The sequence below is a fragment of the Mucilaginibacter sp. P1_D10 genome, assembly GCF_056406215.1.
In genome coordinates, this window is the sequence record NZ_JBFUAP010000005.1 from 406,649 (window position 1) to 415,784 (window position 9,136).

Genomic DNA, 9,136 nt, shown 5'->3' on the forward strand with positions numbered 1-9,136 from the left:
CTTTTTTCAAAGATATAGTTTCATTGGGAAATCTCTAAAGGATTTTGATAGCTAATAGGAAGACCAGTACATAAAAATAGCTAAATTAAAAAAAGAAAAAATGCCTATAGTTTATTAGGATAGTGGGTAGGTTTGTGGAGGTGCTAAATAAGTATCCAATTGCAGAATGAAACAGCAATATATTTGTTGTATAAATTCAAATATTAGAATAGATTTAAAGCAAATGCTAACACAAGAAATAAAGAACAAAGTCCAGACACTTTGGGATAGACTTTGGGCTGGAGGACATTCAAATCCGATAACTGCTATAGAACAAATATCCTATTTGCTATTTATGAAACGATTGGAAAATTTTAAACCCACTATTCGTGAAGAGCTTAAATGGAGTTATTATCAAAGTTATGAAGGAACAAAATTGGTTAATCATGTCAAAGACGTCGTGTTCAAGTTTATTAAGTTCGATTTAAGTAAACAAGATGAACCATTTGCGCAAGCGATGATTGACGCCGTTTTTGTAATAAATAAACCGCCTTTGCTTAAAGATGCAATGAATTTCATTGACGATATTTATAGAGATATAAACTTTGAAACAGAAAAGAATAACCAACACTTTAATGATATTCAAGGAGATGTTTATGAACATCTTTTAAAACACACAAGCGAGGCTGGCAAGAATGGCCAATTTCGTACGCCTCGACACATTATTCATTTGATGGCTGAATTACTAGATCCTGACTTGGATGGGAAAATTTGCGATCTAGCTTCTGGCTCGGGGGGGTTTTTGGTTGGGGCATACCAATACTTAATTACAAAATATTCAAAAAAAGTAAACTTGGATGATGATGGTTTAAATAAAGGTATTGATGGTGACAAGCTTAATAAAATGAAAAAACAAATCTTGACCGAGAAAACATTTTACGGTTTTGACATCGACCAAACAATGGTTAGAATTGGAGTAATGAATTTGATGATGCACGGCATCAATAAACCCAATATAATTTACTTAGATTCTTTATCTTCAAACTACGAAAGCTTGGAAGGCGATCGAATCTGCGTTCAATTTGGTTTCAAAGACAAGTACTCCATTCCAGACAATAAAATACAAGGTCAGTATAAATATATCTTAGCGAATCCACCCTTTACAGGCAAAATAGATAGCATTGGCATTAGCTCAAATATTGATAGAACGTATCCTCCGATTTTTGAAACAGATAAAAAAACACGAAAAGACCAAACTGTACAGTCAGAATTACTTTTTTTAGAAAGAATAATTTACATGTTGGAGGAAGGTGGACGCGCAGCTGTTATTGTTCCGGAAGGTGTATTATTCAACTCGGGAAAGTCTTATAAAATCATTCGCGAAATTTTAATGACGGATTGTGACTTACACGCCGTTATCTCTTTACCGAGCGGAGTTTTTCAACCATATACGAGTGTTAAAACGTCTATTTTAATTTTCACTAAACGGAAATTTAAAAATGGCATAGATAAGCCTCAAGACATTGATGTTTGGTTTTATGAGATGGAATCAGATGGATATTCGTTGGATAGTAATAGAAAACGCATGAAAGAGTCTCCTCTGCCAAAAGTTATAGAGAGCTGGAAGGAAAGAAGTAAAGTAATCCAGTCTGATAGGAAATTAGAACATTTTAGTATTCCTTTTGAGGAAATTAAAGAAAAGGGATTCCTTTTAAATTTCAATGCTTATCAAGATTTCACCTATACACCTAAGGAATTTGTTTCATCTGAATCGATACTCAAAAAATTACAAACCTTAGAGCAAGAAATTCAACAAAGTTTAAATGATATAATTAATCTTTCTTGATGGAGCGAATAAAATTAGGTGAACTTTGTAAAATAATTAATGGCAAACCAAACCCGCAAAAGGATATAGCTTTTGATAAAGTTGGGATTCCATTTGTAAGAATGCGAGACCTTGGCAAATACCATCACACAACAAATTTGGTAATTACAGAAACTTTTTTGAACGAAAATTATGCAGAGAAGAATGGATTTAAAAAGATTAAAAAAGGGGCAATTTTGTTGCCGAAAAGTGGATCTGTATCGCTTAATCATAGAGCTATTTTAGGAATTGAGGCTTCCATAGTTGATCATATTTGCGCTTTAGAAGTAATCGACAACAATAGACTGAATAATTACTACCTATATTATTATTTGACTTTGTTGGATATGGGGAAAATTGCACAGCGGACTACTGGCATTGATTTTTTGCCTCCAGCCCGTTTGGCTGAAACTAAGATTCCTATAATTCCAATCATTGAACAATCAAAAATAGTCGCCAGGCTAAATAAAATTCAAGATTTTATAAGTAATAGAACTGAAGCTATTTCACTTTGGGATGATTATTTACGGTCTGTGTTTTTGGAGATGTTTGGTGACCCGATCTTGAACCCTAAATCATGGGAAAAAGTACAACTTAAAACACTTGGAGAAATTGTTACTGGAAGTACTCCACCTAAAAAGGATGATCGTTATTACACAGAAGACCTTACTGGTATAGATTGGATAAAAAGTGACAATATTCAGAGTGAAAATTTTTATAACAAGCCATCATATGAAAAATTATCCGTTGAAGGGGAGCGAATAGCTAGAATTGTAAAGAAAAATTCAACGTTAATAATTTCAATAACAGGTAGCAAAAACAGGCTTGGTGATTGTGTCATGGCTATCGAACAACTGGCTTTTAATCAACAAATTAACGCTTTTGTACCTACGAAAAATCCATTCTACCATTATTTTTTGTTTAAAAATTTGAAACATCAAATCCAAAAACTCTCAAGTAATGGTCAGAAACAGATGGTCAGTAAAAATGCTTTAGAGCACTTACAAGTCATAAAAACAGATGAGGCTTTACAAAATAAATTTGAAAGAATTTTTCAACAAATAAGTTTACAGAAGGAAAAAAGCGAGCAATCTTTGGCTTTAATGAATACACTGTCTGATTCTTTTTTACAGTCAACATTTAGTGATGGCAAAAATGTCGATGAAGAAAAGGTTTTTGAAGAGATTCTTCAATCGTTGAAAATCGAGGACTTAAAAGAAGGTGATAGACTTAAATATCTTTTGAATTTAATGTCAAAAGACGCAATAAAATTTTCAGAATATGGCTACTACGATATCGCTTGGAAAAAAACATATCCTTTGTTAGAAGACGGTACCCTTATTCAAGTTTTCGAAAAGGGCGAGATAAAACTTAAACTTAAAAAATGAAGCTATTACGATTGGACATAAATTCTGAATTTGGGAGTATAAAGCAGGGCTTTAGTTTAAAATTTCGCAATCCATTCGACAAAAAGAGTGAAAATAATCTCGATTGGGAGCTTTTTAATCCGTTTTGTTTTGCTGGTCTAAACGGTAGTGGAAAGTCTAATGTTCTTGAAGCATTAGCTAATATTTTTTATCATCTAGAATCTTGCGCAAATGTAAACCAACCCCAAATATTTCTAGATCAATTTAAACCAGAATTTTGCAAGCCCAATTCTTTCAAACTAGAATACTATATAAAATATGATAAAAATAAGGAAAGCTCTATTGATAATTTAACCCGGGTTATCATTACCAAGGAAGTTGGCGAGATCCCGATAATGACGCACCAGCCGTATCCATTTGCCAAAGTACCTATTAATGTCACCGTCGTAGCTGTTAAAAATTCCAAAATACCAGCGGAAGCAAAAAAGCATCTTCCTGATCTTGTCATCGGCTATTCTTCAGGTGAAAATGAAATTTTAAGTATCCCATTTTTGAAATCGAGACTTTTACATTATGACGAATATCGCGAATCAGTTAGAAAAAGAGAACGTTATTATGAGCCAGAGAGTAATCTAATTTATATAGATTATGAAATGAGCCAAGCAGTTCTTTTATCTAATTTAATATTTCAAGATAGTAGCGTCCTTAAGCCTTTAAAAGATGAGTTAAAAATAAGTGGGATTCAGCGGTTTAGAATGCACCTCAACCATCATGCAGAAGGGGATTCTAAATTATTAGATCAATATCAAGCTGTACTATCTGCTTTTAAGAATTGTTCGACCTCATACTTTGAAGATAGAAAAGGTATCACAATGGATTTTTGGGTAAATGTTGCGACTTCTGCCGCGTTTAAAGCGAATTTCCCAGATGGCATATTTCAGCTCTTTCGCGCCTTCCAAATTTTATATACTCTAAATTATAGGACAGTAACTGAAAAAATAAAAGTAGATGTTTACCAGTCAAAAGGGTTTTATACCGATGGGAAAGTGCCGTCACCGGCACCAGAAGACAAAGTGTTTTATTTCCTTGATTATTATATACAAAAAGAAGACCCTATCACAAGAAAACCCATACAGCTTCTGATGAAAAATTTATCAGACGGAGAACAGCAGTTTCTCCATACCCTGGGTATATGCTTAATGTTAAAAGGTAAATCTTCATTGTTACTGCTTGATGAACCGGAGACGCACTTTAATCCTGATTGGAGATCCAAATTTGTCAGAACTCTACAAAAAAGTCTTGCTGCGAGTAATAGTAAAAATTTAATGAAGGAAATTATTATTACTTCACATTCCCCTTTTATAATTTCTGATTGCTTTCCGGATAAAGTTATTGTATTTGAAAAAGGCAAACAACCCATTAACGCAATGGATACTAATTTTCGAACATACGGTACCTCAGTAGATATCATCATGGAAAATATTTTTAAAAGGAATAATACTATTGGGGATTTGTCTCGTGAGGAAATAGAAAACATTCTAAAAGAAATCGAAACGCGAGAATTTTTATCTTCAGTTGAAGTTGAAAACTTCAAACGGCGAACTTACCATTTAGGTGACTCGATGGAGAAAATTTTATTATTTGCTAAACTCAACGAATTAGAGAGTTCCAATGTTTAAGTCATACGTTCCAATAAAAAACAATATTTACGGTTCTCAAAAATTAATTGAGTACTTAGTTATAAATGTATGGAGTGTTGCTGACAATAAACGATGTCAAACCCGATTGAATCCCGAACTCAAGGCATTGTCAGTTAAATATAAGTGGTTTAGGGAGCAGATTAGTTCAATCTACAGTGTATGTAAAAGTTTGTCTGAACAAGAACGAGATGATTTTAAAAGTGCGTTCATAAACAATAACAAAATTGAAGATTTATGTAGTGGTGACATACAGCCAATTCCTTTAAGCACATTGCGTCCAGAATTGGTGTCTATTTTAATACCTTTTTTTGAATGCCTCTATACTAAGTTTTTGGGGTGGAAGCTAATATGGAAAAAGTATGGAACGAAAAAATCTTATTACGATGAATTAATATTAGAAAACAAATTTAGTCTTTGTCCATGCTGCGGCTTTGGAGATTTCAAAACATATTATTCCAAAGGCTATTCGCCGTATGATCATTACTTACCACAACTACATTATCCCTTTTCAGTAATTAATTTTGACAATTTAGTTCCATTGTGCCATAGCTGTAATTCTGATTACAAAGGTTCAACCGATATAATACAAAATGGCCGAAAGGTTTTTTATCCATTCGCAGCAAATCATCCGAAGATTGAAGTGGACGTTAACGTAGATAAAAATTCTTTAACTAAATTAATTAATAGAGTCGAAGACAAAGGTGTCTTCATCGATAAAAAAAATATAACTATTATCCTTAATCCAAAAGATGATAGAATAGACTCCTGGGATATTATTTTTAAAATTAAGGATAGATATTTCAATAAAGTAGCTGATAATCGTGTAAGCTGGCTAGATGATGTCAGAAAAATTTACAGAGATCCAGATGTCAGGACCGACACCTTTTCTGCCGCTTTCGACAAAGTGGTTGAACTAGATTCAGACAAATATTTAGGGTTTTTAAAGTCCGGGTATTTGAAAAATTTAAAATCTTATAATCATTTAATTAGAGCCATGGATGAGGTTTCTAAGCACTCTAAAATACATCGGTTGTAATAAAATGTTGCTTACTTAACTGGAACACTTTTACGTTCGGCATCTCAGCTGGCGCGAGAATGATGAGTGGGCAAGCGGGCAAACGCTTCCCGTGCCTAACCAGCCAAAATTAATTAAACAACTCAATCATTTAACCAAACCGGCATTCGCGGTAGGGATAGTAAGGGGCAGCCACGGCGCGTGGGTATTGAGCGGAGGAAACGGGGCCGGAGCGCAGCGCAGCCCTGCATAGCCCGGGCCGAAGGCACCGCCATAAAACCAAAACGTCAGTATCCCGCCGGATTTTACTACGAACCTTCACCACACAAACCACCCTGGAATTTCCTGGAAACCCACAGCTAAAACAGGCGCAATTATTGGACAAAACTGAACAAGATTTTGCGGCTAGGCCACGCGTCCTTTAACCCAACACGGCCATTCCACGCAAATTTCGCCCTTTTTATCCCTTGCCGCCATGTCAGGCAGTGAACGCCTAACCAGACTGCAAATACCTTCTCTTATAAACGGACGATGATCGTCCGCTTACGATACAGCCTTCCGGCCGGCTTAACGCTAATTACCTGCTAATCAAAGGATGGCATTTTCGGCATCAAGTTGGTTTATTCGATTTCAGTTTTATTATATAATATTACCTGGCATGAACCGATCTCTGTTTAAAATTATCACATTATTATCGTGGGCTTTCCTTTATACATCGGCAGCGGAGGCGCAGGTAGCCGACTCTACTATTGTACGACTGATGCAGGAAAAGCATATCCCGGCATTAGGCATAGGGTTTATTGATAATGGCAAAGTAATGCTATCAAAAGTATATGGTGAGCTTAAAACGGGCGTACCTGCTCCGGCTAATACGGTATTCAATGTAGCTTCGGTCACCAAAACAATAACGGCGATGGTAACGTTGCGCCTCGTTAATTCCGGTAAATGGAACCTGGATGAACCCATCTGCCGTTACTGGACCGACCCGGATGTTGCAGACGACCCGCGGAGCAAAAGGCTCACCACGCGGCATATCCTTACACACCAAACGGGCTTTCCCAACTGGCGCTGGCAAACGCCGTCGAAAAAGCTGGCCTTTGAGTTTGAGCCCGGCCTAAAGTTTCAGTATTCTGGCGAAGGGATGGAATACTTGCGGCACGCCCTCGAAAAGAAGTTTCACCGCTCACTGGAACAATTGGCAGATTCCCTGATATTCGGGCCATTGCATATGAACGATACCCATTTCACCTGGAAAGATGCTATGCTGAATCATTTTGCCCTTGCCCACAACAACAAGGGCGAAGCATTGGAAATTATTAAAAACACCGAACCCAGTGCAGCCGATCAACTAAAAACAACCGTGGCAGATTATAACAAGTTCATGGTTTGGGTAATGAACGGCGCCGGCCTCTCCAAAACACTTTATCAGCAGATGACCAGCCGCTTATCCAGGATCAAGGATAACAAATTCATAGGATTGGGCTGGGCGGTTTACCCGGATTTGGGCGGAGAACTTGGCTTATCGCACAGCGGTATCGATCCGGGAGCGAATACCATCGTCTTTGTTTTACCCCGGTCGAAGCGTGCCTTATTGATCTTTACCAATTCCGATAATGGCCCTCAAATATATACCGACCTGGCGAAGGGATTTTTAAAGGAACAGGGAAATGCCATCGTTACTACCGAAATGAAAAATTAACATCAAAACCTATAATATGAAAACAACTAACAAGTATTTTGCTGCAGCATTTTTTTTAATGACTGCCGCCCTTTTCACAGGTAACCGCGCTGCGGCCCAAACCTCCGGCCCATTGTTCAACGAGATTGCACAGCAGGATTCCCTGCAGTTTAGCGCCTTTAATGCCCGTAACTTAGACAAGCTGATGAATTACTTCGATACCAGCCTGGAACTTTACCAGGACAATACCGGCGTGCGGAACTTTGACCAGGCAAAACAGGCTTTCGGGGGGCTGTTTAAAATGAGCTACACCTTGAACCGTAAATTAATTCCAGGGACAATGGAAGTTTACCCCATCAAGGATTTCGGCGCTATCGAAACCGGGCAGCACACATTCTCACACACCGAAAACGGCCAGCTGCAGTCGTTCACCTATAAATTCATGCAGATATGGCAAAAGAAAGATGGCGTTTGGCGGGTAACCCGCGAGATTACCTACGGCCACTAAGAGGGCATGGGAAACTTTTAACAGATGCTATTGCTTTTATACGCCTACCATAACACCAACGTCATTGCGAGCGCAGCGCGGCAATCTTCGGCAAGCAGAGCGGCTTGCGTAGTGGATTAGCTTGGAGAGCACGAGTACGCCACGTTCCTGCGCTGCATCGCGCCTGGCTGGGTTACTTACCTGATATTGAAAGAGGCTGTTCCTGCTGGGGCAGCCTCTTTTGCGTTGGGGGGCTTTCTCCCCTACCGTCTTAGCGAGCCCCCCTCGCCCGGTCAGGCGTCCACGCTAACGAACCTCACAAAACCACCAATAGCGTCGGTCTAGTGTAGTCCATGTATTAACCTTACCCTGGCTGCTTCAGTTTCAGCAACCAATCGTACGATTTTTGATTTTAACGCGAAGTCTTCTTCGTAAACCTCCTGAACTTCCATTTTACCGTTCGCGTATTCCCGGTAAGCCTGGCCTTCCGGCAGTTCGTCGGATAGGATCAGGAAAGGTAACCCCTGCTCGAATTTTTTAGCACGGAGGCCTTCAAATGCAGCAGCGATTTTCTTTTCCTGTAAAGTTATTTCCGATTCTAAGGCTGTCATATTCTATCAGGTTTATAATGTTACACAACACTTAATTAAATATAAATATACAAAAACTGTCAAATATAAACAAGACATAACGGCCTTCAAGGCGGGCAAAAAGACTTATCCTGCCCTGCTGACAATCTTTTTAGCCCACAATAAGCTATCGCTCAGCATTAACGGATTACACGCTCTTCCCCGCGTTAGATAATAAGGGTTTGCCCCTTGCATCAGCCCCGCGCGTTGGCAAAAGGGCCGCAGCAAAGCGGAGCCCTGCTTAGCGCGGCCCGCTTGCCCATAATTCAATCGAGTAGGAAGCAAGGGATTATTTCCCTTGCTGTCCTCTCACACCACCGTACGTGCCGTTCGGCATACGGCGGTTTGTCAGAATAATGGTAGCTGTTTCTCAACAGAACGGTCTCTATTAGTTGTCTTAACTTTTAACTCGGCTCC

General features: G+C 38.4%; 7 protein-coding genes. 6 read left to right on the forward strand and 1 reads right to left on the reverse strand.

The window, feature by feature from the left end; translation table 11 throughout:
• Positions 1 to 166: 166 nt before the first annotated feature.
• The 6 genes from AC1DYT_RS10525 (at position 167) to AC1DYT_RS10550 (ending at position 8,111) form a co-directional block, all read left to right on the forward strand.
• A complete protein-coding gene (locus AC1DYT_RS10525) occupies positions 167 to 1,825 on the forward strand; it encodes a class I SAM-dependent DNA methyltransferase (protein WP_477469568.1) in 1,659 nt (552 codons plus the stop codon).
• Positions 1,825 to 3,231 carry a restriction endonuclease subunit S gene (locus AC1DYT_RS10530; protein WP_477469569.1) on the forward strand — a complete coding sequence of 469 codons (1,407 nt, stop codon included), beginning with the start codon at positions 1,825 to 1,827 and terminating at the stop codon, positions 3,229 to 3,231. Before AC1DYT_RS10525 ends, AC1DYT_RS10530 begins: the two co-directional genes overlap by 1 nt.
• Positions 3,228 to 4,889 (forward strand): restriction system-associated AAA family ATPase, encoded by a 1,662-nt coding sequence (locus tag AC1DYT_RS10535; RefSeq protein WP_477469570.1) that lies wholly within the window; start codon positions 3,228 to 3,230, stop codon positions 4,887 to 4,889. The genes AC1DYT_RS10530 and AC1DYT_RS10535 overlap by 4 nt, the downstream gene beginning before the upstream one ends.
• A complete protein-coding gene (locus AC1DYT_RS10540) occupies positions 4,882 to 5,946 on the forward strand; it encodes a hypothetical protein (RefSeq protein WP_477469571.1) in 1,065 nt (354 codons plus the stop codon). Before AC1DYT_RS10535 ends, AC1DYT_RS10540 begins: the two co-directional genes overlap by 8 nt.
• A gap of 637 nt (positions 5,947 to 6,583) precedes the next feature.
• Complete coding sequence (locus tag AC1DYT_RS10545; RefSeq protein ID WP_477469572.1) at positions 6,584 to 7,624, forward strand: serine hydrolase domain-containing protein; 1,041 nt, start codon at positions 6,584 to 6,586, stop codon at positions 7,622 to 7,624.
• A gap of 16 nt (positions 7,625 to 7,640) precedes the next feature.
• A complete protein-coding gene (locus AC1DYT_RS10550; RefSeq protein ID WP_477469573.1) occupies positions 7,641 to 8,111 on the forward strand; it encodes a nuclear transport factor 2 family protein in 471 nt (156 codons plus the stop codon).
• A gap of 320 nt (positions 8,112 to 8,431) precedes the next feature.
• On the opposite strand, the gene AC1DYT_RS10555 is transcribed toward AC1DYT_RS10550, so the two are convergent.
• Complete coding sequence (locus AC1DYT_RS10555) at positions 8,432 to 8,701, reverse strand: hypothetical protein (RefSeq protein ID WP_477469574.1); 270 nt, start codon at positions 8,699 to 8,701, stop codon at positions 8,432 to 8,434.
• Between the last annotated feature and the right edge of the window lie 435 nt (positions 8,702 to 9,136).

Bases quoted from the DNA above. Each gene is read 5' to 3' on its own strand.
- AC1DYT_RS10525 (WP_477469568.1), top strand. From the start codon at position 167: ATGAAACAGCAATATATTTGTTGTATAAATTCAAATATTAGAATAGAT.
- AC1DYT_RS10530 (WP_477469569.1), top strand. From the start codon at position 1,825: ATGGAGCGAATAAAATTAGGTGAACTTTGTAAAATAATTAATGGCAAA.
- AC1DYT_RS10535 (WP_477469570.1), top strand. From the start codon at position 3,228: ATGAAGCTATTACGATTGGACATAAATTCTGAATTTGGGAGTATAAAG.
- AC1DYT_RS10540 (WP_477469571.1), top strand. From the start codon at position 4,882: ATGTTTAAGTCATACGTTCCAATAAAAAACAATATTTACGGTTCTCAA.
- AC1DYT_RS10545 (WP_477469572.1), top strand. From the start codon at position 6,584: ATGAACCGATCTCTGTTTAAAATTATCACATTATTATCGTGGGCTTTC.
- AC1DYT_RS10550 (WP_477469573.1), top strand. From the start codon at position 7,641: ATGAAAACAACTAACAAGTATTTTGCTGCAGCATTTTTTTTAATGACT.
- AC1DYT_RS10555 (WP_477469574.1), bottom strand. From the start codon at position 8,701: ATGACAGCCTTAGAATCGGAAATAACTTTACAGGAAAAGAAAATCGCT.